At 63.3% G+C, this 25061-nt stretch carries 25 protein-coding genes; 13 read left to right on the top strand and 12 right to left on the bottom strand.

Annotated features, from left to right (window positions below):
- The first annotated feature begins 28 nt into the window (after positions 1 to 28).
- The 5 genes from NKJ73_RS04210 (at position 29) to NKJ73_RS04190 (ending at position 8241) form a co-directional block, all read left to right on the top strand.
- Positions 29 to 787, top strand: coding sequence for a nucleotidyltransferase family protein (locus tag NKJ73_RS04210; protein WP_352568482.1), 759 nt, complete (start codon positions 29 to 31; stop codon positions 785 to 787).
- Positions 784 to 3921, top strand: coding sequence for a double-strand break repair protein AddB (gene addB / locus NKJ73_RS04205; protein ID WP_352568481.1), 3138 nt, complete (start codon positions 784 to 786; stop codon positions 3919 to 3921). The genes NKJ73_RS04210 and addB overlap by 4 nt, the downstream gene beginning before the upstream one ends.
- On the top strand, positions 3918 to 7430 hold the full coding sequence (addA, locus tag NKJ73_RS04200; RefSeq protein ID WP_352568480.1) for a double-strand break repair helicase AddA: 3513 nt from the start codon (positions 3918 to 3920) through the stop codon (positions 7428 to 7430). Before addB ends, addA begins: the two co-directional genes overlap by 4 nt.
- Before the next feature lie 73 nt (positions 7431 to 7503).
- A complete protein-coding gene (gene trxA, locus NKJ73_RS04195) occupies positions 7504 to 7827 on the top strand; it encodes a thioredoxin (RefSeq protein ID WP_023677558.1) in 324 nt (107 codons plus the stop codon).
- Between the two features lie 132 nt (positions 7828 to 7959).
- Positions 7960 to 8241, top strand: coding sequence for a cupin domain-containing protein (locus NKJ73_RS04190; RefSeq protein ID WP_254815949.1), 282 nt, complete (start codon positions 7960 to 7962; stop codon positions 8239 to 8241).
- A gap of 47 nt (positions 8242 to 8288) precedes the next feature.
- Here the strand turns inward: NKJ73_RS04190 and NKJ73_RS04185 are convergent, their stop codons facing one another.
- The 6 genes from NKJ73_RS04185 to NKJ73_RS04160 form a co-directional block, all read right to left on the bottom strand.
- Positions 8289 to 8708: a VOC family protein gene (locus tag NKJ73_RS04185; protein ID WP_352568479.1), complete on the bottom strand. Its 420-nt coding sequence runs from the start codon at positions 8706 to 8708 to the stop codon at positions 8289 to 8291.
- 61 nt (positions 8709 to 8769) lie between these two features.
- On the bottom strand, positions 8770 to 10095 hold the full coding sequence (locus NKJ73_RS04180) for a bifunctional folylpolyglutamate synthase/dihydrofolate synthase (RefSeq protein ID WP_352568478.1): 1326 nt from the start codon (positions 10093 to 10095) through the stop codon (positions 8770 to 8772).
- 62 nt (positions 10096 to 10157) lie between these two features.
- A complete protein-coding gene (gene accD, locus NKJ73_RS04175) occupies positions 10158 to 11084 on the bottom strand; it encodes an acetyl-CoA carboxylase, carboxyltransferase subunit beta (protein ID WP_023677562.1) in 927 nt (308 codons plus the stop codon).
- 37 nt (positions 11085 to 11121) lie between these two features.
- On the bottom strand, positions 11122 to 11961 hold the full coding sequence (trpA, locus tag NKJ73_RS04170; RefSeq protein WP_023677563.1) for a tryptophan synthase subunit alpha: 840 nt from the start codon (positions 11959 to 11961) through the stop codon (positions 11122 to 11124).
- A gap of 2 nt (positions 11962 to 11963) precedes the next feature.
- Positions 11964 to 13214, bottom strand: a complete 1251-nt coding sequence (gene trpB, locus NKJ73_RS04165; RefSeq protein ID WP_352568477.1) for a tryptophan synthase subunit beta — start codon at positions 13212 to 13214, stop codon at positions 11964 to 11966.
- Positions 13215 to 13247: 33 nt separating this feature from the next.
- Positions 13248 to 13907: a phosphoribosylanthranilate isomerase gene (locus NKJ73_RS04160; RefSeq protein ID WP_352568571.1), complete on the bottom strand. Its 660-nt coding sequence runs from the start codon at positions 13905 to 13907 to the stop codon at positions 13248 to 13250.
- A 165-nt stretch (positions 13908 to 14072) separates the two neighbouring features.
- Between NKJ73_RS04160 and NKJ73_RS04155 the strand changes: the two genes are divergently transcribed.
- Positions 14073 to 14291 (top strand): hypothetical protein, encoded by a 219-nt coding sequence (locus NKJ73_RS04155; protein WP_023677566.1) that lies wholly within the window; start codon positions 14073 to 14075, stop codon positions 14289 to 14291.
- A 31-nt stretch (positions 14292 to 14322) separates the two neighbouring features.
- Here the strand turns inward: NKJ73_RS04155 and NKJ73_RS04150 are convergent, their stop codons facing one another.
- The 5 genes from NKJ73_RS04150 to NKJ73_RS04130 form a co-directional block, all read right to left on the bottom strand.
- Positions 14323 to 14790, bottom strand: coding sequence for a hypothetical protein (locus tag NKJ73_RS04150; protein ID WP_352568476.1), 468 nt, complete (start codon positions 14788 to 14790; stop codon positions 14323 to 14325).
- Between the two features lie 3 nt (positions 14791 to 14793).
- The gene (locus NKJ73_RS04145; RefSeq protein WP_352451640.1) at positions 14794 to 15552 is read right to left on the bottom strand and encodes a M48 family metallopeptidase; all 759 of its coding nucleotides are present in this window, start codon (positions 15550 to 15552) and stop codon (positions 14794 to 14796) included.
- A 98-nt stretch (positions 15553 to 15650) separates the two neighbouring features.
- On the bottom strand, positions 15651 to 16139 hold the full coding sequence (locus NKJ73_RS04140) for a DUF2852 domain-containing protein (RefSeq protein WP_023677569.1): 489 nt from the start codon (positions 16137 to 16139) through the stop codon (positions 15651 to 15653).
- Positions 16140 to 16152: 13 nt separating this feature from the next.
- Positions 16153 to 16416: a hypothetical protein gene (locus NKJ73_RS04135; RefSeq protein ID WP_352568475.1), complete on the bottom strand. Its 264-nt coding sequence runs from the start codon at positions 16414 to 16416 to the stop codon at positions 16153 to 16155.
- Entirely contained in the window at positions 16397 to 16861 is a 465-nt protein-coding gene (locus tag NKJ73_RS04130) for an Lrp/AsnC ligand binding domain-containing protein (protein ID WP_352568474.1), read from the bottom strand. The genes NKJ73_RS04135 and NKJ73_RS04130 overlap by 20 nt, the downstream gene beginning before the upstream one ends.
- Positions 16862 to 17031: 170 nt before the next feature.
- On the opposite strand from NKJ73_RS04130, the gene NKJ73_RS04125 reads away from it, so the two are divergent.
- A complete protein-coding gene (locus NKJ73_RS04125; protein WP_352568473.1) occupies positions 17032 to 18045 on the top strand; it encodes a 1-aminocyclopropane-1-carboxylate deaminase in 1014 nt (337 codons plus the stop codon).
- A 2-nt stretch (positions 18046 to 18047) separates the two neighbouring features.
- Here NKJ73_RS04125 and NKJ73_RS04120 read toward each other — a convergent pair whose 3' ends face one another.
- Positions 18048 to 18815: an alpha/beta hydrolase gene (locus NKJ73_RS04120; protein WP_352568472.1), complete on the bottom strand. Its 768-nt coding sequence runs from the start codon at positions 18813 to 18815 to the stop codon at positions 18048 to 18050.
- Positions 18816 to 19030: 215 nt separating this feature from the next.
- On the opposite strand from NKJ73_RS04120, the gene infC reads away from it, so the two are divergent.
- The 6 genes from infC to pheT all read left to right on the top strand — a co-directional run bounded on the left by infC (position 19031) and on the right by pheT (position 25051).
- Positions 19031 to 19567 carry a translation initiation factor IF-3 gene (gene infC, locus NKJ73_RS04115; protein WP_023677573.1) on the top strand — a complete coding sequence of 179 codons (537 nt, stop codon included), beginning with the start codon at positions 19031 to 19033 and terminating at the stop codon, positions 19565 to 19567.
- Between the two features lie 202 nt (positions 19568 to 19769).
- The gene (locus NKJ73_RS04110; RefSeq protein WP_352568471.1) at positions 19770 to 20411 is read left to right on the top strand and encodes a methyltransferase family protein; all 642 of its coding nucleotides are present in this window, start codon (positions 19770 to 19772) and stop codon (positions 20409 to 20411) included.
- A gap of 191 nt (positions 20412 to 20602) precedes the next feature.
- The gene (rpmI, locus tag NKJ73_RS04105; protein WP_006201248.1) at positions 20603 to 20806 is read left to right on the top strand and encodes a 50S ribosomal protein L35; all 204 of its coding nucleotides are present in this window, start codon (positions 20603 to 20605) and stop codon (positions 20804 to 20806) included.
- Between the two features lie 146 nt (positions 20807 to 20952).
- A complete protein-coding gene (gene rplT, locus NKJ73_RS04100; protein ID WP_006201247.1) occupies positions 20953 to 21354 on the top strand; it encodes a 50S ribosomal protein L20 in 402 nt (133 codons plus the stop codon).
- A 96-nt stretch (positions 21355 to 21450) separates the two neighbouring features.
- Complete coding sequence (gene pheS, locus NKJ73_RS04095; RefSeq protein ID WP_352451635.1) at positions 21451 to 22536, top strand: phenylalanine--tRNA ligase subunit alpha; 1086 nt, start codon at positions 21451 to 21453, stop codon at positions 22534 to 22536.
- A 106-nt stretch (positions 22537 to 22642) separates the two neighbouring features.
- On the top strand, positions 22643 to 25051 hold the full coding sequence (pheT, locus tag NKJ73_RS04090) for a phenylalanine--tRNA ligase subunit beta (RefSeq protein WP_352568470.1): 2409 nt from the start codon (positions 22643 to 22645) through the stop codon (positions 25049 to 25051).
- Positions 25052 to 25061 lie beyond the last annotated feature (10 nt).

Here is a 25061-nt window from a genome sequence, read left to right as displayed (position 1 = left end):
GGGCCCGAAGGCGTCGGATGAGCAGCCGATGCCGACGACCGCCATGGTGCTCGCCGCCGGGCTCGGCAAGCGCATGCGGCCGATCACCGACACCATGCCGAAGCCGCTGGTCAAGGTCGCCGGCAAGACATTGCTCGACTGGGGGCTGGACTGCCTAGCCGAAGCCGGCGTCGCCAAGGCCGTCGTCAACGTCCATTACCTCCCGCAACAGATCGTGGACCATGTAGCCCGCCGCAGTGCGCCGAGAATCGTCATCTCGGATGAGAGTAGGGGCTTGCTTGACTCCGCCGGTGGTATCGTCAAGGCATTGCCCAGTTTAGGGGTGCCCTTCTACGTGCTCAACGCCGACACCTTCTGGATCGACAGCGGCGTCTCCAATCTCAGGCGTCTTGCGCTTGCATGGGAGGGCGCGACAATGGACATTCTGCTGATGCTTGCGGATCTCCAGTCGGCAACCGGACATAGCGGCGGCACCGATTTCCTGGTGGCGCCGGACGGCGCCTTGCGGCGTGCGAACAACGATCCCGCCGGCCTGATCTATGCCGGCGCCGCAATCGTCCATCCGCGCATCTTCAAGGATGCGCCGGCCGGTCCACACTCTCTCAACGCCTATTTCGATGCGGCAATCGCCGCCGGCCGCCTGTTCGGCATGAAAATGCAGGGCCACTGGATTACTGTCGGCACACCTGACGCGATCTCGCGGGCGGAAGCAGCGGTCGCCGCCGCGCTTGCCGGCACGCCCAATGCTGTTGCTGAGGCACCCGGCGCTCTTACCGAGTCGAAATGAGCGGCTCCCGCCGCGTTTTCTCGATCCCGCCCGGAGCGCCGTTCCTGCCGACGCTGGCCGAGGCGCTGCTTGCGGGGCGCTTGGTTCCCGGCTTCGCCTATGACGGCGATCCGCTGGCGCTGGCCGATCTCACCATCTATGTGCCGACGCGCCGTGCGGCGCGGGCGCTTCGCGGCGTCTTCGTCGATGCTCTCTCGCGCTCGGGAAGCCGCTCGGCGATCCTGCCGGTCATCCGCCCGCTTGGTGAGTTCGATGAAGATGAAGCCGCCTTCGAGGCAGGAGCTTCGGTCGCCATCGACCTTGCGCCGCCGATCGCCGCGGTCGAGCGTCTTCTGCTGCTTGCGCCGCTGGTGCGGGCGTGGAAACGCCGCCTGCCGGCACATGTCGCGGCATTGTTCGACGAGGAGATTGTCATACCGGCCTCCGCCGCCGACGCCATCTGGCTGGCGCGCGACCTTGCACGCCTGATGGATGAGATCGACACCGAAGGCACGGATTGGGCAAGGCTCGCCGACCTTGTAACCGGCAATCTTGCAGGCTGGTGGCAGGTGACACTCGACTTCCTGACCATCGTGACGGAGAACTGGCCGAACCTGCTCGAGGAACGCCATCGTTCCAATCCGGCCGCGCATCGTAATGCCCTGATAAGGCTGGAGGCGGCGCGGCTGAAGCGTAATCCGCCAGCCGGACCGGTGATCGCCGCCGGTTCCACCGGCTCCATTCCCGCCACGGCCGAGCTGCTTGCCGTGATCGCCGGTCTGCCCAATGGCGCCGTCGTGCTGCCCGGGCTCGACCGGGCGTTGGACGAGCCGTCCTTTGTCGCGATCACCACACCGGGCGCGCGCCCAGCCGTGCTTGGCCACCCGCAATACGGCCTGGCAAAGTTGATCGGCAAGATCGGCGTGCCGCGCGCCGATGTCGAGGAGATTGCTGTTGCGCCGCGACCGCTTGCGCTGCGCGCCGCACTTGTCGGCGAAGCGCTGCGCCCGGCGGAGACCACCGAGCTCTGGGCCGAGACGCGCGCTCGCTTTAGGGCCGGCGATATTGCCGAGGCCTTCGCCGATGTGACGCTTCTCGAAGCCGCCAGCGAACGCGACGAAGCCGTGGCGATCGCCGTCGCGCTCAAACAGGCCGTCGAATGGCCCGGCCAGCGCGCCGCACTCGTCACCGGCGACCGCGCTCTGGCGCGGCGCGTCTCAGTCGAGCTGCTGCGCTTCGGCGTTGCCGCCGACGATTCCGGCGGCACGCCGCTGATCAACACACCAGCCGCCAGCCTGCTCAGGCTGGCGCTTCAGGCAGCCTTCCGCCCGGGCGACCCCGTCGCCCTGCTGTCGCTGCTCAAGCATCCCCTGCTTGGCCTCGGCCTGGAGCGGGCAAGCGTGCGCTATGCGGCCGAAATCGTCGAACTCGTGGGGCTGCGCGGCGGCACAGGGCGTCCGGACGTGGCGTCGCTGCCGCAGCTCTTCGACACCCGGCTCCTCGAATTCGACGGCGGCGGCAATCGCCGCCCACCCTTCTGGTGGCCGCGGCTTTCGGTCAGGCGCATCGAACAGGCGCGCGACCTGCTGATCCGGCTAACGGCCGCGCTGGCGCCGCTGGTTGCTTTTCGCGGCGACGAGAATGCCGATCTTGCCACCCTTGTGCGCGCCAGCGTCGTTGCGCTCGAAAGTCTCGGCCGCGCCGCTGACGGCAGCCTGAGCGAACTCTATGCGGGCGATGCCGGCGAAAAGCTCGCCGAGCTCTTGCGCGGGCTGGTCGCGGCCTCGGTGTCGTTCTCCTTCGCCGCTGACGAATGGCCTGACGTCATGGAGGCGCTGATCGCGCCCGAGACGGTCAAGCCGGCGCAGGGCACCGACAGGAACATCGCCATCTGGGGTGTGCTGGAAGCGCGGCTTCAGGATGTCGACACGCTGGTCGTCGGCGGGCTCAACGAAGGCGTGTGGCCGCGCAAGCCGGAGAGCGACCGCTTCATGTCGCGGCTGATGAAGACCGGCATCGATCTTGAACCGCCCGAGCGGCGCATCGGCCTTGCCGCCCATGATTTCCAGATGGCCATGGGCGCCAAAAAAGTGGTGCTGGCTCGCTCCGGCCGCTCCGGCGACGGACCGTCGGTACCTTCGCGCTGGCTGCAGCGCATCCTTACATTCGTCGGCGAGGACCACGCTGCTGCACTTCGCCGGCGCGGCGACGAACTGCTTGCCTGGGCGCGTGCGCTCGATGCCGGCGAAAAGCAGGACTTTGCGCCGAGGCCGCAGCCGAAACCGCCGCTCGCCGCGCGGCCGCACCACTTCTCGGTCACCGAGATCGAAACGCTACGCCGCGATCCCTATGCGGTCTATGCCAGAAGGATACTCGGCCTGATGCCGCTCGATCCGGTCATTCGCGATCCGGGCGCCGCCGAGCGTGGCACGCTGTTTCACGCCATTCTGCACCTCTTCTCGGCGAGGGTGGCCGACCCGCGCGCGCCGGAGGCGCTGGACGGGCTCATCGCCGCAGGCCGCTCCTGCTTTGCCGAGGCGGCCCTGCCGGCCGATGTCGAGGCGGTGTGGTGGCCGCGTTTTGAAAAGCTTGCCGCCGGCATCATCGAATGGGAGCGCGGCCGGGCCGCCGCCGTGGCACGGCGGCACGCCGAGGAACGCGCCGAAAAGACCGGTGTCGGCCGATCCGGCGTGACCCTGTCCGGCTACGCTGATCGAATCGATCTGCTGGCTGGCGGCATGGCCGACATCCTCGACTACAAGACCGGCTCCTCGCCATCCAAAGCGCAGGCGCACACGCTGCTCGCGCCGCAACTGGCGCTGGAGGGCGCGCTGCTGCGTCGCGGCGCCTTCAAGGAGCTTGGCGCCTGTGAGCCGTCGCAACTGGCTTTCGTGCGGCTGAGGCCGAATGGCGAGGTGTTCGAAGAATCGATCCTCGAATACAACCGCAAGCCGCGAACCGCCGCCGATCTCGCCGAAGAGGCCTGGGCGAGGTTGGAAAAGCTGCTGATCCACTATGCCGACCCGACGACCGGGTATTTGTCGCGGGCGTTGCCGTTCCGCGAGGGTGAGACCGACGGCGATTACGACCATCTCGCCCGCGTGCTCGAATGGTCGGCCGGCGGCGATGCCGACGACGAGGGAGGGGAGGCATGAAAAAGGCCTATCCCATTCCAAGCGACACTGTCGCCAGTCAGGCAAGCGCCTCCGATCCGCGCAATTCCGCATGGGTGTCGGCCAATGCCGGATCCGGCAAGACCCATGTACTCGCCCAGCGCGTTATCCGGCTGTTGCTGCGCGGCACCGATCCGTCCAAGATCCTGTGCCTGACCTATACGCGTGCCGCCGCCGCCAACATGTCGAACCGGGTGTTTTCGACCCTGTCGCAATGGACGGCCCTGGGCGATGCCGAGCTCTCGACACGGATAGAGGCGCTGGACGGCCGCCAGCCCGACCGCGAAACCATGCGCCGGGCGCGGCGGTTGTTTGCCGAGGCTCTGGAAACACCGGGCGGGCTGAAGATCCAGACCATCCACGCCTTCTGCGAATCGGTGCTGCATCAGTTCCCGCTGGAAGCCAATATCCCTGCGCATTTCGAAATGCTCGATCCGCAAATGGAGGCATCGCTGTTTGCCGCCGCCCGCCGCGACATGATTTCGGGCGGCGTTGCAGGCGATGCGGCATTGTCCGACGCCTTCGCCACCGTGCTGGAGCGCGGCGGCGAGCATGGGCTCGACGCATTGCTGGCCGAGATCGTGCGCAAGCGCGATGGTTTGCGTGCGTTCATCACCGCGGCCGGCGGCGATGGTTTTCAGGCGCTGTTCGACGAGTTCCATTTCCGCGCCGGCCAGACGGCCGAAGGTATAGCCGCCTCGGTCTGGCCGCTGCCCGGCTTCCTGCCGGATTATCTCGTCATCTTTTCACGGGCGGCCGAGGCCGCCGATGCGCGCATCGTGCTGAACAATCTGCTGCCATACGCCCGCCTTGCCTTTGCCGAGGAGGATCCGGTACGTCGCCTGAATTTGCTCTCCAAGGCTTTCCTGAGGGCCGACGGCGAGCCTTACGATCCGGCAAAGACATTTAAAAGGGCATTGCTTGACCGGCTACCCGATCTTGCCGAACGTTATCTGGCGGCGGTCGACGCCATTCTCGAAATCTCCGACCGGCTGGCCTTGTTCAGGATGCTGGAAGGCACGCGTGCGGCGCTGACCATCGCCGACTGGCTGATCGCCCGTTACGAGCAATTGAAGCGCGCCCGCGGCTTCCTCGACTTTAACGACCTGATCACCCGTACGGTCAACCTTTTGGCACGGCCCGATGCCGGCCCTTGGGTGCAGTACAAGCTCGACCAGGGCATCGACCACATCCTGCTCGATGAGGCGCAGGACACCAGTCCCGACCAGTGGGAGGTGGTCAAGCGGCTGGCAGAGGAGTTCTTTGCCGGGCTCGGCGCACGCGACGCGGTCCACCGCACCATCTTTGCTGTCGGCGACGAAAAGCAGTCGATCTATTCCTTCCAGGGAGCCGCCCCGGATTCCTTTGCCGACAGCCGGCTTTTGTTTGCCGGCAAAGTTAGATCCGCCGCCGCCGCCTTCGCCGATCTCAAGCTGACCTGGTCGTTCCGCTCGACCGAAGATGTTCTTGCCGCCGTCGACCGGGTCTTTGCCGACCCGAACGTGCGGCGCGGCATCAGCCACGATCCTGATCCGCTCGACCACAAGGCGATCCGCACCGATGCGCCGGGTCATGTCGAGGTCTGGCCGTCGATCGGCGCCAACGTCGTCGAGGAACCAGACGATTGGACGCAAGCGGTCGACCATGCCCACGCGCCGGCAGTCCGCGTCGCTGAAAACGTCGCCGCAACGATTGCCGGCTGGATCGGCAACGGTGAGGTCATCGAAGGCCGCGGCAAGAAACTCCGCCCCGGCGACGTGCTGGTGCTGGTGCGCAAGCGCGATCGCTTCGTCCATGCGCTGACGCGGGCGCTGAAGCGCCGCGACATTCCGGTGGCCGGCGCCGACCGGCTCAGCCTGCCCGGCCACGTCGCGGTGAAAGACCTGATCGCACTTGGCCATTTTCTCATCCAGCCCGAGGACGATCTGTCGCTGGCCGCCGTGCTGCGCAGCCCGATCTTCGATGTTTCGGAAGAGCAGCTTTTCGCGCTTGCTGCCCAGAGGCCGTCGGGCGTCTCGCTGATCGCCTCGCTGCGCCGGCATGTCGGCGAAAGCGAGGCGTTGGCCGCCGTCGTCAGTCGGCTCGACACATGGTCGAACGAGGCCGCATTCAAGCCGGTGTTCGAATTCTATGCCGCAGCTCTCGCCCGCGACGGCCTGCGCAAGAAGATGATCGCGCGGCTCGGTCCGGAGGCCGGCGATATCCTCGACGAATTCCTGAATTTCTGCCTGGCCGAGGAGCGAACCGGCCTGCCAGGGCTGGAATCCTTCCTGTCGACGCTGGAAAACGCCGGCCCCGAGATCAAGCGCGAAATGGACCAGACCCGCGACGAGGTTCGCGTCATGACCGTGCATGCCGCCAAAGGCCTGGAAGCGCCGGTGGTATTCCTTGTCGATGGCGGTTCCGCGCCGTTCAGCGACCAGCATCTGCCGAGATTGATGCCGTTCGAAGGCTCGGGCGACTGCTGGGAGGGCAAGGGCTATCTCTGGCGTTCGGCCAGCGATGTCGCCAATGGGTTTTCACGCGCCGCATCGGCCCGCGCCCGCGAGCTCGCCGACGACGAATACCGCCGGCTGCTCTATGTCGGCATGACCCGCGCCGAGGATCGGCTGATCGTCTGCGGCTACCATGGCAAGCGGGCGCCGAATACCGGCACCTGGCATTCGATCGTCAGCCGCGCACTGGTCGGTGCCGCGGAGAGCAAAGAACGCCGGCATCCCGCCACTGGCGAGACCGTGCATCGTTTCCAGGTGACGAAACTGCCGCCCATGCCACTGGCGGCAGTGAATGAGGCACGACAGGCGGAACGCTTTGCACCACTGCTTGAAACCCTGTTCCGGCCTCTGCCGCCCTTCGAGGAATTGCCGCGGCCGCTCTCGCCGTCCGGCGCCTCGGTGCTGATCGACGAGGCGCGGCAAGCGGTGGCCGACACGCATTCGCCGGTACTGGATGCCGACGCCGAGCCCGGCTTTGCCGTCATGCGCGGGCTGGCGCTGCACAAATTGCTGCAGATGCTGCCCGGCATCGCCGAGGGAAAACGCCGGGATGCCGCCGAACGCTATCTGGCAAGAGCCGGCGCGGAATGGCTCGACGACGAGCACGACAAGGCCTTGGCTGGCGTTTTCAGAATTCTTGCCGACAGCCGCTTCGCGCCGCTGTTTGCGCCAAACTCGCGCGCCGAAGTCGCCATCATGGGCAGCCTGGAGGTAAGGGGCAAACTGCGCTCGATTTCCGGCAAGATCGACCGGCTGGCAGTAACGCCGGACAAGGTTTCGATCGTCGACTACAAGACCAATCGGCCAGCGCCAGCTACGCTCGCCGAAGTGCCGCAAGCCTATGTTCTGCAGCTAGCACTTTATCGCGCGCTGCTTCAGCCGCTCTATCCGGGACGCGAGGTCTCGGCGGCGCTGCTGTTCACCGAGGCGCCGCGGCTGATCGAGCTGCCGGCGGCGGCCTTGGACGATGCGCTTGCTAGACTCACGGGAGCGTGACACAACACTTGCTTGAAGACGGACGCGATCACCACCACATTTGGTGCGACGAACAAATCGAAAGGATCTCAGCATGGCCACCGTCAAGGTCGACAAGAGCAATTTCCAGGCCGACGTGCTCAACGCCAAGGAGCCGGTCGTGGTCGATTTCTGGGCGGAATGGTGCGGCCCGTGCAAGATGATCGCCCCGGCGCTCGAGGACATCGCCATCGAACTCGGCAGTAAGATAAAGATCGCCAAGCTCAACATCGACGAGAATCCTGAGCTGGCCGCGCAGTTCGGCGTACGCTCGATCCCGACGCTGATGATTTTCAAGGGCGGTGAAGTCGCCGACATGAAGGTCGGTGCTGCGCCGAAAACGGCATTGTCGCACTGGATCAACGGCAGCCTCGCCTGATCCGATCAAAATTTTGCAGAAAAGCCCGGCCTCGCGCCGGGCCTTCTTTTGCTGGCGTCATTGGTGGGCCGCTCTGGCACTCGCGGCTTGCCGCCCGGTATTCTTCTCTTCTGAATTCAAAGGAGAAGCGATATGACCGGATCCGCCAAGGCCACCGTCTTCATCGACAATGAGCGCGTCATCGTCACCGAATACCGCTTCGCCCCGGGAGACAACACCGGCTGGCATCGCCATGGCCACGACTATGTGATCGTGCCGTTGACCGACGGCAAGGTGAAGCTCCTGACCAAGGATGGCGAATCCTTTGCCGAGATGAAGAAGGGCTCGCCGTATTTCCGCAACGAGGGCGTCGAACATGACGTCATCAGCGCAAACGATGGCGAATTCGCCTTCATCGAGGTCGAGCTGAAGTAGTCCACCAACCATCGGCTGCGCCGCTACAATTGTCCGGCGAGGCGCGATCACCAATCCGCGATACGATCGCCGCCGACGAATTGTGCGCTTTTCTCAGTATATTCGAACAGTTCTATCTTCACGCCGTTGGGGTCGCGGATCCAAGCCTGGTAGGTGTCATCGCACGCGCGTTTCTTGGAAGTGACATCAACGCCCTTTGACCTCAGATGGATGATCGCGGCGTCGATGTTTTCCACTTCGAGGCAGAAGTGGTTGATCTGGTTCAAGTCGCCATAGCTGGCGCCGTCTTTCTGGAACACCTCGACATGGCTACGGCTGCCGCAATTGAGGTAGAAGCCGAAAATCTTCCCGTCGCGCAGGAAATTGAACTGGGTGTCCATGCCGAGGACGTCCCGATAGAAGCTTCGCGTCATCTCCAGGTCATTCGCGAAAATGCAAACGTGTGCGAGCTGCTTTACCTTGATCATGATTGGCTCCTCGCGGTGGTCTGACAAGTGTGGCGTCACCGTGGCCCGGCTGAAGCACGCCTCAAACCGGCGGCGTACCATTTTCGGCCAACACCGCGCCGGCCAGGTAAAGTGACCCGCCAATCAGGATGCGCGGCGGCGGTCCGTCCCATGTGTCGCGCAGCAGCATCAGCGCATTGGCGACGGAACTGACCGGTTCGGCCGACAGGCCGGCCTCGATGGCGCGGGTCGCCAGCTCGTCGTTCGGCACGCCCGCGTCGCTCAGGCTCACCGGCACGGTGTAGACATGCCGGACCAGCCCTTTGAAGGCGCGGAAATAGCCGCTCTGGTCCTTGGTGTTGATCATGCCCGAGATCAGGAACAGCGGACGCGGGTTCTTTTCCTCCTGCTCGGCCAGCGCCTCGGCGACGACCACGCCAGCGCCGGGATTGTGGCCGCCGTCGAGCCAGATGTCGGCGCCCTTCGGCGCCAGTTCACTCAGCCGGCCTTGTGGCAGCTTTTGCATGCGGCCCGGCCAGGCAACATTCGCCATCGCCTTCTCGGCAGCGCGGTGGCTGATCTCGAAGCCGGCCGCCTTGACCGCCGCGATCGCCGCCGCCGCATTGGCGAATTGATGGCGCCCCGGCAGGCGCGGCGGCGGCAGGTCCATCAATCCGTCTTCGTCCTGATAGACCATGCGGCCGTTTTCCTCATAGGCAAGGAAATCCTGGCCATAGACGAAGGCGGGGCAGTCGAGCCGCTCGGCGGTTTCGATGAGCACCTGCTGGGCCGTCTCGCTTTCCTGCGCGCCGATGACGACCGGGCATCCGCGCTTGATGATGCCGGCCTTTTCGGCGGCGATCAGCTCGACGCGGTCGCCGAGATAGGCTTCGTGGTCGAGCGACACCGGCATGATCACCGACACGGCCGGCTCGGCGATGACATTGGTGGCGTCGAAGCGGCCGCCAAGGCCAACCTCGAGGATGACGGCATCGGCCGGATGTTCGGAAAACAGCAGGAAGGTGACGGCGGTGAGGATTTCGAAGACAGTGATCTTCTGGCCTTGATTGGCTTTGGCGACGCGGGCGATGGCTTCGGCGAAGACCTTGTCGTCCACCAGCCTGCCGCCGCCATCTGCGGCCAGCCGGTAGCGCTCGTGCCAGTTCACCAGATGTGGCGAGGTGTGGACGTGGACGCGGTAGCCGGCGGCTTCGAGCAGCGCCCGTGAAAAAGCAGCACAGGAGCCCTTGCCGTTGGTGCCGGCGATGTGGATGACCGGCGGCAACTGGTCTTGCGGATTGCCGAGGCGCTCGAGCAGCCGCGAAACGCGGTCGAGCGAAAGGTCGAAGCCCTTCGGGTGAAGCGCCATCAGGCTTTCGATTTCGCGGTCGGCGGCAAGCGTGGTCATGAAGGAATCCTACGCGCGCGCACAACGGCACACAACAGCCGCTCGCGCCGCGTGATGTCGCGTCAGGCTTGCGGCCGGGCTTCGGCCGGTATCGCCACCGGCGGCAGAATTTCCGGCTCCCGCGGGTTTTGCTCTTCCGGCAGCTTGAGCAGCATTCTCAGCAGCCGCGCAACCGTCTGGCGCATCTCCAGCCGCGACACCACCATGTCGACCATGCCGTGTTCCATCAGATATTCGGCGCGCTGGAAGCCGTCGGGCAGCTTTTCGCGGATGGTCTGCTCGATGACGCGCGGTCCGGCAAAGCCGATCAGCGCCCCGGGCTCGGCAATGTGCACGTCGCCCAGCATGGCGTAGGAGGCGGTGACGCCGCCGGTCGTCGGGTTGGTCAGGACGACGATGTAGGGAAGGCCGGCCTCCTTCAGCCTGTCAACGCCGATCGTGGTCCGTGGCAGCTGCATCAGCGACAGGATGCCTTCCTGCATGCGGGCGCCGCCGGAGGCCGCAAACAGGATCAGCGGCCGCTTGCGCTGCAAGGCGACCTCGAAACCATGCACGATGGCGTCGCCGGCCGCCATGCCGAGCGAGCCGCCCATGAAGGCAAAATCCTGCACCGTCACCACCACCGGCAGGCCCTCGACCGTGCCCAGCGCATTGATGATGGCATCTTCCATGCCGGTCTTGGCCTTGGCATCCTTCAGCCGGTCAATGTAGCGCTTTTCGTCGCGGAACTTGAGTGGATCCTGAACGACCTTGGGGTTTTCCAGCGTCTCGTATTTGCCGTCGTCGAGGAAGAATTTCAGCCGTTCCTTTGCCGATATCTTCATATGATGGCCGGAGGACGGAATGACGAACTGGTTCTGCTCCAGATCCTTATGGAACACCATTTCACCGGTCTCGGGATCCTTGATCCACAGGTTTTCCGGCATGTCGGTGCGGCGGCCGAGCATCGAATTGATCTTCGGACGGACGTAATTGGTGATCCAGTTCATCGCTTCGGCTCCTGTCCCTTAAGAAGACGTAGGAAGATTATTCGGCGGCAGCAAGGCGAGCCGCGCGAACCCCTTGCGAAAGCCCGCTGACCAGCGTGGCGACGGCCTCGGCCGGATCGGCGGTCTTTTCGCCCTTCGGCCCGAGCACGTTGGCGACGGCATTGACAATCGCGGTGCCGACAACGACGCCGTCGGCCGACGCGCCGATGGTGCGCGCCTGCTCGGCGGTCTTGACGCCGAAGCCGACGCAGACCGGCAGGTCGGTATGGCTCTTGATGCGCTTGACCGCTGCCGCCACCTTGCCGGTGTCGGCCAGCGCCGAACCGGTAATGCCGGTCATCGAGACGTAGTAGACGAAACCCGACGTGTTCTGCAGCACCTTGGGCAGGCGCTTGTCGTCGGTGGTCGGCGTCGCCAGCCGGATGAAATTGATGCCGGCCTTGAGTGCCGGGATGCAAAGCTCCTCGTCCATCTCAGGCGGCAGGTCGACGACGATCAGCCCGTCTATACCGCTGGCCAGCGCATCGCTCAGGAAGCGCTCGACGCCGTAGATGTAGATCGGATTGTAATAGCCCATCAAGACGATCGGGGTTTCACTGTCGCCGGCGCGGAATTCCGAGGCCATCTTCAGCGTTTTGACCAGTGTCTGGCCGCCCTTCAGCGCCCGCAGGCCGGCCGCCTGGATCGCCGGGCCGTCGGCCATTGGATCGGAAAACGGCATGCCGAGCTCGATGATGTCGCTGCCGGCGCCGGGCAGCGCCTTCATGATCGACAGGGAGGTGTCGTAGTCCGGGTCGCCGCCCATGAAATAGGTGACGAGTGCCGGTCGACCTTCGGCCTTCAGCTTTGCCATGCGGCGGTCGATGCGAGTGGCCATGATCAGATCTCCATGCCCAGCATATTGGCCACTGTGTGCACGTCCTTGTCGCCACGGCCGGACAGGTTGACGATGACGATCTGGTCCTTGTCCATATCAGGCACGATCTTCACCGCCTGCGCGATGGCATGGGCCGATTCCAGCGCCGGAATGATGCCCTCGACGCGTGTCGTCAGCTGGAACGCCTCCAGCGCCTCGTCGTCGAGGATCGGCACATAGTCGACGCGGCCGGAATCGCGCAGCCATGAGTGCTCCGGCCCGACGCCGGGATAGTCGAGGCCGGCCGAGATCGAGTGGCCGTCCATGATCTGGCCGTCGGCGTTCTGCAGGAGGTAGGTGCGGTTGCCATGCAGCACGCCGGGCGCGCCGGCACTCATCGAGGCGCAATGCTCGATGCCGTCGAGCCCGCGGCCGCCGGCTTCGACGCCGATGATGCGCACCTGCCTGTCATCCAGGAAGGGATGGAACAGGCCGATGGCGTTCGAGCCGCCGCCGACACAAGCGATGATGGTGTCCGGCAGCCGGCCTTCCTGCTCGAGGATCTGGGCACGCGCCTCGGTGCCGATCACCGACTGGAAGTCGCGCACCAGCTCCGGATAGGGGTGCGGGCCGGCGGCGGTGCCGATCAGGTAATAGGTATCCTCGACATTGGTCACCCAATCGCGCAGCGCCTCGTTCATGGCGTCCTTCAGCGTGCCGTGGCCGGCGGTCACCGGCCGCACCTCGGCGCCCAGAAGCTTCATGCGAAAGACGTTGGGGCTTTGCCGGGCGACATCGGTTGCACCCATATAGACGATACAAGGAAGCCCGAAGCGCGCCGCCACTGTAGCGGACGCGACGCCATGCTGGCCGGCGCCGGTCTCGGCGATGATCCGCGTCTTGCCCATGCGCTTGGCGAGCAGGATCTGGCCGAGGCAGTTGTTGATCTTGTGCGAGCCGGTGTGGTTCAGGTCCTCGCGCTTGAAATAGACTTTTGCGCCGCCCCGGAGGCCCTTCGCCGAGGAAACCTCGCGAAGATGCCTGGTCAGGCCTTCGGCGAAATAGAGCTTCGACGGTCGCCCGGCATAGTGCGTCGAGAGATCGGTCAGCTCGGCCTTGAAATCCGGGTCGTTCTTGACCTCGTTCCAGTGCCGCTCCAGCTCAAGGATCAGCGGCATCAGCGTTTCGGCAACGAAACGACCGCCAAAAATGCCGAACATGCCCTGCTCGTCGGGGCCGGTGCGGAAGGAATTCGGTATCGCCGGCTTGTCCATCGCCGATCTCCTGGTCTGTGGTTTGAAGCGCGGTCAGGCGGCGCGGTTGTCGCGTGCTGCCCCGACGGCCCGGAAAAACTGTTCGATCAGCGCCGGTTCCTTGATGCCCGGCGCGCTCTCCACGCCCGAGGAAACATCTATTCCGGGCGGGTTCGCCAGCCGAAGGGCGTCGCCGATATTGCCGGCATTGAGCCCACCGGAAAGCATGTAATCGACGCCGGCGTCAAGGCCGGCAAGAATGCGCCAGTCGAAGGCAAGGCCGTTGCCGCCCGGCAATTCCGAACCCTTAGGCGGCTTGGCATCGAACAGGAAGCGGTCGGCAATGCCGATGAAGGCTTTGACCCGCCCGAGATCGGCGGCCTCGCTGACCGGCAGCGCCTTCATCACCGGCAAGCCGTAGCGCGACTTCACCTCGGCCACCCGCTCGGGGGTTTCGGCGCCGTGAAGCTGCAGCATGTCGGGCTGCATTTTTTCGACGATCTCATCCAGAAACGCGTCGCCGGCGTCGACCGTCACCGCAACCGCCTTGGCCCTGCCGCGCGCCGCTTCGCGCAGGCGGCCAGCTTCCGCCGGCTCGACATAGCGCGGGCTTTTGGCAAAGAAAATGAAGCCGACATGGCTGGCGCCGCCGGCCAATGCCGCAGCCAGTGCCTTGTCGGTCTTCAACCCGCATATCTTGATGTCGAGCGCCATGGCGCGGGATTGGCACGAAACGGCCAAAGAGTCGAGAAGAAGCATCCTGTTTGCCGCCAGCGCGGAACGCGCTACCTTGCTAATGTAAGAGCGGAACGCGCTACCTTGCTAATATAAGAGCGCAACGCTTACTTGCTCAGGCACAAAGGCGGGAGAACAAAGATCATGCCGGAAAAGACCGTCGCGGAACTCAGGCAAAAGCTGGCGCAGGCCCATGAGGTCATCGCTCATTTGATGGACAAGGCAGCCTTCAATGGCGCCGAGGCGCACCGGGCGCTGGCTTATTTCAGCAACGATGGCTTCGAGAAGGATTTCCTGCCCTGGCCGCGCCACGCCGACGAGGGGCTGCGGCCGGAGGAGTTGAACGCGGCGAATGACGATTGAGCAATTAAGCCCTGATCAAAAGCGCACTCTGTCAATGGAGTGTTCCTCCTCTCAACGCGCGACTTAGGTTGTTCATGGCCTCCAACGGAAAGTCATGTTTGCGCCAGTTTTCCTTGTAACCTTCGAGGCCATGTGTGTTCAAAACCTCACGCGCGGCACTGAGAACTGCTTCTGCGAACTCTCGCAACCCGCATGTGGCTTCAAGTTTCACCTCGCCGAAGTCGTCTGGCTCGTCAGACCAGATTTCTGAAAATTCCAGTATCTGCACTCTGACAAAAGCGCCTTCCGGCACCAGTACGAAGCGATACTCACCGGGTTCATCACAGAAGCGTGCGACCGAATACCTGGTGCCTTTCAGCGCGTTCAGCGTAGCGCCAAGCAGCTCGTTGAGGGCATCGCCCAGATAAGACGCCGCCACGGTCGCCTGAAGGTCCCCAACCGTGACATCGCACATCGCCCAGCCCGCTCCAATCAGCCGGTATTCGATCCGCGCAGGCATCAATCACTCGAACGCGATCGCCTGCAGCGCGCCGCCATTGCGCTTGAGCCAATCCTTGCAGCGCTCGGTATCCGGGCAAAGCTGCTCGCATAGTTTCCAGAATTTCGGGCCGTGGTTCATCTCCTTGAGATGCGCCACCTCATGCGCGACGAGGTAGTTTATCACCGGCCGCGGCGCCATCATGATGCGCCAGGAAAACGACAGATTGCCGTCCGACGTGCACGATCCCCAGCGGCTCGACGTATCCTTGAAGCGGATCGCCTTGGCGCGCTTGCCGACCGCAGCACTGTGCTTGGTCACCAGCGCTTCGATCTCGCGCTTGGCTTCGCGCTTGAGGAAATCGGCGATGCGGCGCGGCAGATGCACGCGTTCGCCATGCACGATCATCAGCGGCCCGCGCTCGTCGCGCGACAGCGTGACGGTGCCGCGTTTCGACGGTTCATGGACGATGCGATGCGGCACGCCGCGCACCGGCACCTTGATGCCGGGCCGCACCTGCGGCCGGTTGGGTACCTTGGCCAGCCTTTGCTCCAGCCAGTCCTGATGGCGGTCGAGGAATTTTTCCACCTCGCCGCGGCGCAGCCCCGGCGGCACGGTGATGCGCAAACCGCGGCCGCCGGAATCGATGCGCAGCGTCAGGCGCCGCGCCCGGTCGTTCTCGACGATCTTGAGCGGCAGCGTGCGGCCGGCAACGCAATGCTCGCGCTCCACGACGGGCGTGGGCTTGGGTTTCGTCGGGGTGCGGAAGAAGCCGAAGGACATTCCGGGACGATACGTGATTCGAGGGAAACGACTAGAACAAAAAAGAAACGGCGCCGCTGACGCGACGCCGTTTGGATTATCTATCTGGGCACGGGACCTTACTCGTCGAGCAGGCCTGGCGTGGAGTTGCCGCCGCGTTTGTTGTTCGTCGTCGAGCCGGTTGACCCGCCGGTCGTGGGCGATGTCGACTTGTTGCGGTTGGCCATGAAGCGGTCGAACTCTTCCTGGTCCTTGGCGCGGCGCAATTCGCGGGCATATTCATCGAACTCGCTCAGCATCTCGTCGAGCTTGCGGCGTTCCTCGGCAAGCCGCTCGAGTTCCTTTTCGCGCCAGTCGTCGAAAGCGACGTTGCCGGTGCGGGCGGAGCCATGGCCCCAGCGCGCGGCCTTGTCGGAGCCGCGGCGGCAGCCGGCGAAGATGCCGTCGGTCGCGCGGTTGACGTCGCGCTTGAAGCCCTCGAGCCGGTCGCCCCAGATGATGTAGGCGAGCATGGCGAAGCCGAGCGGCCAGAACACCATGAACCCGATCACCATCAACGCGATGGTCGCCGGCGTCCAGGCCGGACGGATCAATGCAGATGTGTTCATTTCTCCCAATCCTTCAGTTGGAGACAGCCAATTCCGGCTGCGTGGAATCGAAATGGGATGAAGAAAACGGCGATTCAAGACAGCAACCGCCAAAACCGGACAAGCGGCTGAAATGATTATCGCTTTTTGAGCATTTCGAGGAAAAGAGCAGCCAAGCCCCGTAAGGGGGCAATGCCGCCGACGGTTCGTAGTGAAAATCCAGCGCCGATCGCGTCTGCTGGCTTAGTGCAATGGTTTGACGCTTCGAAGCCGTCCGTTCAAAAATCCAGAGGCGCATTGTCGACGACCTCTTTCATCACGAAGAAGGTTCTCGTCTGGCGAACGCCAGGCAGTGCGATCAATTGATCCCCGTGGATTCGGTTGAAATCCGCCATGTCACCAACCCTGATCTTCAGAAAATAATCGAAGTCGCCTGCCACCAGATGGCAGTCGAGGATGAATTTCAGTTTGGCGACGGCCTTTTCGAATTCCGCGAAACTCTCCGGGGTCGAACGGTCGAGTACGACGCCAACCATCACCAACGCGCCTCTGTCGACCTTCTGCGGGGTCACCATCGCCCTGACATGGCTGATGTAGCCTTCATCGATCAGGCGTTGCGTCCGGCGGTGGCACGTCGCCGGGCTAACAGCGACCGACTGCGCCAGCTCCGCGTTGGTCAGTCGCCCATTGCCCTGGAGCAGGCGCAACATTTTCAGGTCGATCCGGTCGAGCGCTGCGCGCATGAAAGATTCTTCCGCTATTCGGATTAAGAATTAAATATATATGACATTTTAATGCCATGAAGCGATATTTTGGATATTCTGGGCTCGATCTTTGAGAGCACATTTCAAGTCAGAGCTGATAGTGTTCATCGCACCACACCGCAATGAATGGAACAAGCGAGGGCACTCTCATGCTCGAGAAATTCGAACGTTATCCGCTCACATTCGGGCCGACCCATATCGAGAAACTGGAGCGGCTTGGTGGTCATCTCGGCGGGAAGGTCGATCTCTATGCCAAGCGGGAGGATTGCAATTCCGGTCTTGCCTTCGGTGGCAATAAACTGCGCAAACTCGAATACATCGTCCCGGACGCGATCGCCTCAAACGCCGATACGCTGGTGTCGATCGGTGGCGTCCAATCCAACCATACGCGCATGGTGGCGGCCGTCGCGGCGAAGATCGGCATGAAGTGCCGCCTCGTGCAGGAAAGCTGGGTGCCCCACGAGGACGCCGTCTACGATCGCGTCGGCAATATCCTTTTGAGCCGGATCATGGGCGCTGATGTCCAGATGGTCGATGAGGGTTTCGACATCGGGATTAGGGAAAGCTGGGAACAGGCAATCGCGGATGTGAAGGCCACGGGTGGCAAACCCTATCCAATTCCGGCCGGGGCTTCGGTACACAAATATGGCGGCCTGGGCTATGTCGGCTTTGCCGAGGAGGTCCGCGCGCAGGAGAAGGAGCTCGGCTTTGCCTTCGACTACATCGTCGTTTGTACCGTCACCGGTTCGACTCACGCCGGCATGCTGGTCGGCTTCGCCAAGGACGGCCGCGAGCGCAAGGTGATCGGCATCGACGCATCCTGCACTCCGGCGCAGACCAAGGCGCAAGTGCTCAAGATCGCGCAGAGCACCGCGACGCTGGTCGAACTCGGCAAGGAGCTCGATGAGAACGATGTCGTCCTGATCGAAGATTATGCCTATCCGGTCTACGGCGTCCCCTCGCAGGAGACGAAGGAAGCAATCCGTCTCTGCGCGCGTCTTGAAGGCATGATCACGGATCCGGTCTATGAGGGAAAATCCATGCAGGGCATGATCGATCTCGTGAGCAAGGGTTATTTTCCCAAGGGATCGAAAGTGCTCTACGCCCACCTTGGCGGCGCTCCGGCCATCAACGGATATGCTTATACGTTCCGCAACGGCTGAATCTATCCCGCCTGCCGCACCATCGCGTCCACTGCCCGCACCAGCATGTCGAGATCCTGAGGCCGCGACAGGCGGTGGTCACCGTCGGGGATGAGCGACAGCGTGACGTCGTCGGCCGGCAGCAGGCTGACCAGCTTCAACGCATGGCTCGACGGCACGTCGGGATCGGCAAGGCCTTGCAGGATGTGGACCGGACAGTGCGTGTCGATCGGCCCGGTCATCACCCGGTTGTTGCGGCCGTCCTCGATCAGTGCGCGCGTGTAGATGTAAGGCTCGGCTGAATAGTCCGACGGCTCCTCGAAAAAGCCCTTTTTCCTGAGGTCGCGCTTCTGTGCCCCGGTCAGCACCGGCTCCACCAGTTCGAACGTGAAATCGGGCGCCGGCGCCAGCAGCACAAGGCCGGCGACGCTGTTCTCGCCCGCCTTGCGCAACTCCTGCACCATGCGCAGTGCGATCCAGGCGCCCATCGAGGAGCCGACCAGGATCTGCCTGCCCTGGGTGAAGCGGCGGAAAACCGCCAGGCTCTCGCCCAGCCATTTCGAGATGGTGCCGTCGGCAAAGGCGCCACCCGATTCGCCGTGGCCGGAATAATCGTGGCGCAGAAAGGCGCGACCTTCTTTGCGCGCCCATTCCGACAGTGTTTCGGCCTTGGTGCCCAGCATGTCCGATTTGTAGCCGCCGAGCCAGACGATGCCGGGCTCGGCACCTGTCGCATGCCTGACGGCGATGCTCGTCCCGTCGACGTCCAGAAAGATCGGGGTGGTGGTCATGGTGTATTCCCTCACGCCGGTCTTTTGACACAGCAAGGCATTCAACGAAAAGTGCTCCGCCACTTTCTTCGCTTGGTGCAGAGGAGCATTCCATCGAGCAGGTGATTTCCTGAGAATGCTGTGCTATTGACTCCGACCGCGCGCTCACCACATTGCGCGTTCGCAATTCTGAACTGAAGAACCCCTTAACGAAACGGCTCAAGGAGACCACGACCATTCGCAGACCTTTCAAAGCAGCGGCGCCCACCAAGGAAGGCCCGCGCTCCAACCGTGACATCCGGGTTCCCCGGGTCCAGCTAATCGACGCCGAAGGCCAGAACCGCGGCGATGTCTCCATCAACGATGCATTGCTGCTCGCCGAAGAGGCGGGGCTCGATCTGGTCGAGATATCGCCCAATGCAGTGCCGCCCGTCGTAAAAATCCTCGATCTCGGCAAGCTGAAATACGCCAACCAGAAGAAGGCGGCCGAGGCGCGCAAGAACCAGAAGGTCATCGAGATCAAGGAGATCAAGATGCGCCCGAACATCGACAGCCACGACTATGAGACCAAGATGAAGGCCGTCCGGCGCTTTTTCGAGGAAGGCGACAAGGTTAAGCTGACGCTGCGCTTCCGCGGTCGCGAGATGGCGCATATGGAACTCGGCATGCAGCTTCTGAACAAGGTTCGCGAGGAAGTGGCGCCCATCGCCAAGGTCGAAGCCGAACCGAAGCTCGAAGGCCGTCAGATGATGATGGTGCTGGCGCCCCGCTAAAGCGCGTTGCGCTTTAGTTCTGTTTTGTGCATGTCGTTGTCGCAAAACCGCTGCGCACTGTTGGGCGACGTGCATAAAATCCGCCTGAATCATGTTGCAAGGCGTCCCGGCGATCGGCGGGGCGCCTGTTTTCTTGGCCAGACGCTGCGATCGCCGGCGAGAGCAAAGACGCTCTAGTTCCCTCGACGATCGGATTCCCGACATGGTCAATGAAGTCAAGCATTCGGAAGCCAGATATGGACTGGGCAGCTATCAGCACACGCGCAGGATGGTACTTGCCGTTCTGATCGTGGTGATGTTTGCGGCGCTGCTGTTCGGCCAGTCGGTTTTCCCTCCCGATACGCCAGTGCATGAAACGATCGAAATGGTCGGCGTCGTGCTGATCTTTCTCGGCGTCGTCGGACGCTTGTGGTCGACGCTCTACATCGGTGGACGCAAATCCTCAGAAGTGGTGACCGGCGGACCGTATTCGATTACGCGCAACCCACTCTACCTTTTCTCCACTTTAGCTGCCGCCGGTGTCGGCGCACAGATCGGCTCCATCGCGGCCACGATCGGCTTTGGAGTGCTCTGCGCGGGTGCCTTTTACATCGTTATCCTGCGCGAGGAGAAATTCCTCAAGCAGGCTCTCGGCGCGCAATACCAGGCCTACCTGGCGAAAGTGCCGCGCTTCTTCCCGAAACTGTCGCTGTATCAGGAAGGCGACACCGGCAGCTTCAAGCCGCGCCTGCTGCGAACCACGTTACTGGACGGGCTGGTGTTCCTCGTTGCCTTGCCGGCTTTCGAACTGATCGACGGCGCCCAGCAGTCCGGCATATTGCCGGTGCTGTTCCGTTTCCCCTGAGTACAGTGTTGCTGAGTACAGTGTTGCTGAGCACGGGGTGTTGCACGCGCCCCCGCTTTGACGTATAGGACCGCCGTTCCCAAAAAACCGCCCGGCAGGGCATGCCGTGGCGGTTTCATTTGCTTTTCGGGCTTTGGTCGGCCTGAAGCGAACAAAAAGCGCATTGGTGCGCATATAAACGGAGTAGCAAAATGCCCAAGATGAAGACCAAGTCGGCCGCCAAGAAGCGGTTCAAGATCACAGGTACGGGTAAAGTTCTGTCGGCTGCGGCCGGCAAGCGTCACGGCATGATCAAGCGTTCCAACAAGTTCATTCGAAATGCCCGCGGCACGATGGTTCTGGCTGAACCGGATGGCAAGAAGGTCATCAAGAATTTTCTGCCGAACGGCCTCTAGGGCATGATGCCAAAAAGTTGCAGACTTTTTGGAAACATCATGCGCCAAAATAAGAGCATTCGGTCTGGGCACGCATTTGTTTTACGCAATTCCGAACGGAAAACCGCCAGGCACTTTCCTGGAATTGCTTTTAAGGAGATCATGACATGGCACGCGTAAAGAGAGGCGTCACCTCGCACGCCAAGCACAAGAAGGTCCTGAAAGCCGCCAAGGGTTTTTACGGCCGTCGCAAGAACACCATCCGCATCGCCAAGCAGGCGGTGGAAAAGTCGCTGCAGTACGCCTATCGCGACCGCAAGAACCGCAAGCGCTCGTTCCGCGCGCTGTGGATCCAGCGCATCAATGCGGCGACGCATGAGCATGGCCTGACCTATGGCCGTTTCATCGACGGTCTCAACAAGGCCGGGATCGAGATCGATCGCAAGATCCTGTCGGACATGGCCATCCACGAGCCGCAGGCCTTCGCCGCACTCGTGGCCAAGGCCAAGGTCGCGCTCGAATACCTGAAGAATACCACGCCGAATGCTTTTGAAAGCGCTGTCGCTTAAGACCAGCGCTTCCCAAGCTATTCGACACTTGATTTGGGAAACCCGCGCTGGCAGGGCTGGCGCGGGTTTTTCTTTGCTTCCAATCGGATCCGGAACATGAGTGACATGGAAACTCTCGAAAATTCCCTGATGGCCGAGATCGCCTCGGCCGCCGACGAGCAGGCGATCGAGGCGGTGCGTGTCTCTGCCCTTGGCAAGAAGGGCTCGGTTTCCGAGATGCTGAAGACACTCGGCTCGATGAGCGCCGAGGAGCGACAGGTCAAAGGCCCGGCAATCAACGGCCTCAAGAACCGCGTCACCGAGGCACTTTCGGCGCGCCGCGCCGAGCTGAAAGATGTGGCGATCACGGCACGGCTTGCCGCAGAGAAGGTCGACGTCAGCTTGCCGGTCAGGCAATCGCCGGCCGAGCGCGGCCGCATCCATCCGATCAGCCAGGTTATCGACGAGATCGCGGCGATTTTCGGCGATCTCGGCTTTGCCATCGCCGAAGGTCCGGACATCGAGACCGACTATTATAATTTCACCTCGCTGAACTTCCCGGAAGGCCACCCGGCGCGCGAGATGCACGACACGTTCTTCTTCCAGCCGGACGAGCAGGGAGAGCGCAAGCTTTTGCGCACCCACACCTCGCCGGTGCAGATCCGCACCATGGAGATGCAGAAGCCGCCGATCCGCATCGTCATTCCCGGCAAGACCTACCGGCAGGATTCCGATGCCACCCACTCGCCGATGTTCCATCAGGTCGAGGGGCTGGTGATCGACAAATCGGCCAACGTCGCCAACATGAAATGGGTGCTGGAGGAGTTCTGCAAGGCCTTCTTCGAAGTGCCGAGCGTCAAGATGCGCTTCCGGCCCTCCTTCTTCCCGTTCACCGAGCCCAGCCTCGAGGTCGACATCCAGTGCGACCGTTCGCGGCCCGGCGAGGTGCGCTTCGGCGAGGGCTCGGACTGGATGGAGATCCTCGGCTGCGGCATGGTCCACCCCAATGTGCTCCGTTACGGCGGGCTCGATCCCGACGAATACCAGGGCTTCGCCTGGGGCATGGGCATCGACCGCATCGCCATGCTGAAATACGGCATGCCGGATCTGCGCGCCTTCTTCGACGCCGATGTGCGCTGGCTGTCGCATTACGGTTTTAGGCCACTTGACATGCCGACGCTGTTCGGGGGCTTGAGCGCGTGACGACCGGGCCGCAGCAAATCCGCGGGCAGCTCGCCTTCCTGCACATGTCCGACGCGCGGCCGCATAGCTTCAAGTGCAACGTGCCCAGACCAGACGGAACACAGTCATGAAACTCACCCTCTCCTGGCTCAAGGATCATCTCGAGACCGACGCCTCGCTGGCGGAAATCGTCGGGCGTCTCACCTCGATCGGCCTCGAGGTCGAGCATGTCGACGACCGGGCGAGCCTGGCTCCCTTCGTCATCGCCAAGGTGCTGACGGCGGTCCAGCATCCCGACGCCGACCGGCTTCGCGTGCTGACCGTCGACACCGGCGACGGCAAGCCGCCGGTGCAGGTCGTGTGTGGAGCGCCGAACGCCCGCGCGGGCCTGATCGGCGCCTTTGCAGCACCGGGCACCTATATTCCCGGCATCGACGTGACGCTGACCGTCGGCAAGATCCGCGGCGTTGAAAGCCACGGCATGATGTGCTCCGAGCGCGAGCTCGAATTGTCCGAGGAGCATGACGGCATCATCGACCTTCCTGCCGATGCGCCGGTCGGTACCAGCTTCGCCGCCTATGCCCATCTCGACGACCCGCTGATCGAGATCAATCTGACGCCGAACCGGCCGGATGCGACCAGTGTCCATGGCATCGCCCGCGATCTGGCGGCGAGCGGGCTCGGCACGCTGAAGATCGCGCCGATAGAGCCGATCCCCGGCAAGGGCGAGACGCCGGTCAAGGTGACGATCGAAGCGCCGGAGCTCTGTCCCGGCTTTGCGCTGCGCCTGGTACGCGGCGTCAAGAACGGACCGTCGCCGAAATGGCTGCAGCAAAGGCTTCTCGCCATCGGCTTGAGGCCGATCAGCGCGCTCGTCGATATCACCAATTACGTCACCTTCGACCGCGGTCGGCCGCTGCATGTTTTTGACGCTGCGAAGGTCACCGGCAATCTCACCGTGCGCCGGGCGCATGACGGCGAAAAGGTGCTGGCGCTCGACGGCCGCGAATACACGCTGACGCCGGAGATGTGCGTCATCGCCGACCAGGACGGCATCGAATCGATTGCCGGCATCATGGGCGGCGAGCATTCCGGCTGCGACGAGAACACGTCAGACGTGCTGATCGAGTCGGCGCTTTGGGACCCGATCACCACCGCCCGCACCGGCCGCACACTCGGCATCATCACCGACGCGCGCTATCGGTTTGAGCGTGGCGTCGACCCGGAAATGATGGTTCCCGGCTTGGAGCTGGCAACGAAGCTGGTGCTCGATTTCTGCGGTGGTACGCCGGCCCAAACCCGAGTCGTCGGCTATGCCGGCCATCAGCCGAAGATCGTCTCGTTCCCATTGTCGGAAGTGAAGCGGCTGACCGGCATCGAAGTGCCGCGCTCGACAAGCCTCGACATTCTTGCCCGCCTCGGCTTCAGGCCGGAGGGCACGGGCGATGTCGTCAATGTGGCGGTCCCGTCCTGGCGGCCGGATGTCGACGGCAAGGCCGACCTGGTCGAGGAGGTCATGCGCATCCACGGCGTCGACAACATCGCGCCGCAGCCGCTCGGTTCGCACGATGCGGTCAACGCCAGGATCCTGACTGTGCTGCAGATCCGCACCCGCGCCGCCAAGCGGGCACTTGCCGTGCGCGGCATGATGGAGGCCGTCACCTGGTCGTTCATTCCGGCAAAACACGCCGAATTGTTCGGCGGCGGCCAGCAGGCGCTGAAGCTTGCCAACCCGATCGCCGCCGATATGTCGGACATGCGGCCGTCGCTGCTGCCGGGGCTGATTGCGGCAGCACAGCGCAATGCCGACAGGGGCATCGGCGATATCGCGCTTTTCGAAGTGTCGGGCACTTACGAGGGGGACGGCGCCGACCAGCAGCGGCGCGTTGCCGCCGGCGTGCGGCGCGGCACCGCCAAGCTCGAGGGCTCCGGCCGCCATTGGGCCGGCAACGCCGGCGCCGTCGGCGTCTTCGATGCCAAGGCCGATGCGATCGCAGCACTCGAAGCCTGCGGCGCGCCGGTCGAGCGGCTGCAGATCGAGGCTGGCGGCCCGGCCTGGTATCATCCCGGCCGCTCCGGCACGATCAAGCTTGGGCCGAAGGTAATCCTTGGCACGTTTGGCGAGTTCCACCCGAAGACACTGGAGGGGCTGGACGTCTCCGGCCCGCTCTGCGGCTTCGAAGTGTTCATCGATGCGGTGCCCGAGCCGAAGGCCAAGCCGACGCGGACGAAGCCGAGGCTTGATCTGTCCGCCTTCCAGGCGGTCAAGCGCGATTTCGCCTTCGTTGTCGACAAGGCGGTCGAAGCCGGCACACTCGTTCGCGCCGCCCTTGCCGCCGACCGAAAGCTGATTTCCGGCGTCTCGGTGTTCGATGTTTTCGAGGGTGCAGCGCTCGGCGCGGCGAAAAAATCGATCGCCATTGAAGTGTCGATCCAGCCGGTCGAAAAGACGCTGACCGACGACGATTTCGAGGCGCTGGCCAAGCGCATCGTCGAGAATGTCGGCAAGCAGACCGGCGGCGTGCTCAGAACCTAGAACGGATGCG

Origin of the sequence: Mesorhizobium sp. M0074, from assembly GCF_040322975.1 — a bacterium.
In the GTDB taxonomy this organism is placed as follows: Bacteria; Pseudomonadota; Alphaproteobacteria; order Rhizobiales; family Rhizobiaceae; genus Mesorhizobium.
The sequence above is the reverse complement of the archived record's forward strand: the minus strand, read 5'-3'. Positions and strand labels throughout refer to the sequence as shown.

Excerpts from the sequence above, each read along its gene's own strand:
- NKJ73_RS04210 (WP_352568482.1), top strand. The coding sequence starts at position 29 with ATGCCGACGACCGCCATGGTGCTCGCCGCCGGGCTCGGCAAGCGCATG.
- addB (WP_352568481.1), top strand. The coding sequence starts at position 784 with ATGAGCGGCTCCCGCCGCGTTTTCTCGATCCCGCCCGGAGCGCCGTTC.
- addA (WP_352568480.1), top strand. The coding sequence starts at position 3,918 with ATGAAAAAGGCCTATCCCATTCCAAGCGACACTGTCGCCAGTCAGGCA.
- trxA (WP_023677558.1), top strand. The coding sequence starts at position 7,504 with ATGGCCACCGTCAAGGTCGACAAGAGCAATTTCCAGGCCGACGTGCTC.
- NKJ73_RS04190 (WP_254815949.1), top strand. The coding sequence starts at position 7,960 with ATGACCGGATCCGCCAAGGCCACCGTCTTCATCGACAATGAGCGCGTC.
- NKJ73_RS04185 (WP_352568479.1), bottom strand. The coding sequence starts at position 8,708 with ATGATCAAGGTAAAGCAGCTCGCACACGTTTGCATTTTCGCGAATGAC.
- NKJ73_RS04180 (WP_352568478.1), bottom strand. The coding sequence starts at position 10,095 with ATGACCACGCTTGCCGCCGACCGCGAAATCGAAAGCCTGATGGCGCTT.
- accD (WP_023677562.1), bottom strand. The coding sequence starts at position 11,084 with ATGAACTGGATCACCAATTACGTCCGTCCGAAGATCAATTCGATGCTC.
- trpA (WP_023677563.1), bottom strand. The coding sequence starts at position 11,961 with ATGGCCACTCGCATCGACCGCCGCATGGCAAAGCTGAAGGCCGAAGGT.
- trpB (WP_352568477.1), bottom strand. The coding sequence starts at position 13,214 with ATGGACAAGCCGGCGATACCGAATTCCTTCCGCACCGGCCCCGACGAG.
- NKJ73_RS04160 (WP_352568571.1), bottom strand. The coding sequence starts at position 13,907 with ATGGCGCTCGACATCAAGATATGCGGGTTGAAGACCGACAAGGCACTG.
- NKJ73_RS04155 (WP_023677566.1), top strand. The coding sequence starts at position 14,073 with ATGCCGGAAAAGACCGTCGCGGAACTCAGGCAAAAGCTGGCGCAGGCC.
- NKJ73_RS04150 (WP_352568476.1), bottom strand. The coding sequence starts at position 14,790 with ATGCCTGCGCGGATCGAATACCGGCTGATTGGAGCGGGCTGGGCGATG.
- NKJ73_RS04145 (WP_352451640.1), bottom strand. The coding sequence starts at position 15,552 with ATGTCCTTCGGCTTCTTCCGCACCCCGACGAAACCCAAGCCCACGCCC.
- NKJ73_RS04140 (WP_023677569.1), bottom strand. The coding sequence starts at position 16,139 with ATGAACACATCTGCATTGATCCGTCCGGCCTGGACGCCGGCGACCATC.
- NKJ73_RS04135 (WP_352568475.1), bottom strand. The coding sequence starts at position 16,416 with ATGCGCCTCTGGATTTTTGAACGGACGGCTTCGAAGCGTCAAACCATT.
- NKJ73_RS04130 (WP_352568474.1), bottom strand. The coding sequence starts at position 16,861 with ATGCGCGCAGCGCTCGACCGGATCGACCTGAAAATGTTGCGCCTGCTC.
- NKJ73_RS04125 (WP_352568473.1), top strand. The coding sequence starts at position 17,032 with ATGCTCGAGAAATTCGAACGTTATCCGCTCACATTCGGGCCGACCCAT.
- NKJ73_RS04120 (WP_352568472.1), bottom strand. The coding sequence starts at position 18,815 with ATGACCACCACCCCGATCTTTCTGGACGTCGACGGGACGAGCATCGCC.
- NKJ73_RS04110 (WP_352568471.1), top strand. The coding sequence starts at position 19,770 with ATGGTCAATGAAGTCAAGCATTCGGAAGCCAGATATGGACTGGGCAGC.
- rpmI (WP_006201248.1), top strand. The coding sequence starts at position 20,603 with ATGCCCAAGATGAAGACCAAGTCGGCCGCCAAGAAGCGGTTCAAGATC.
- rplT (WP_006201247.1), top strand. The coding sequence starts at position 20,953 with ATGGCACGCGTAAAGAGAGGCGTCACCTCGCACGCCAAGCACAAGAAG.
- pheS (WP_352451635.1), top strand. The coding sequence starts at position 21,451 with ATGAGTGACATGGAAACTCTCGAAAATTCCCTGATGGCCGAGATCGCC.
- pheT (WP_352568470.1), top strand. The coding sequence starts at position 22,643 with ATGAAACTCACCCTCTCCTGGCTCAAGGATCATCTCGAGACCGACGCC.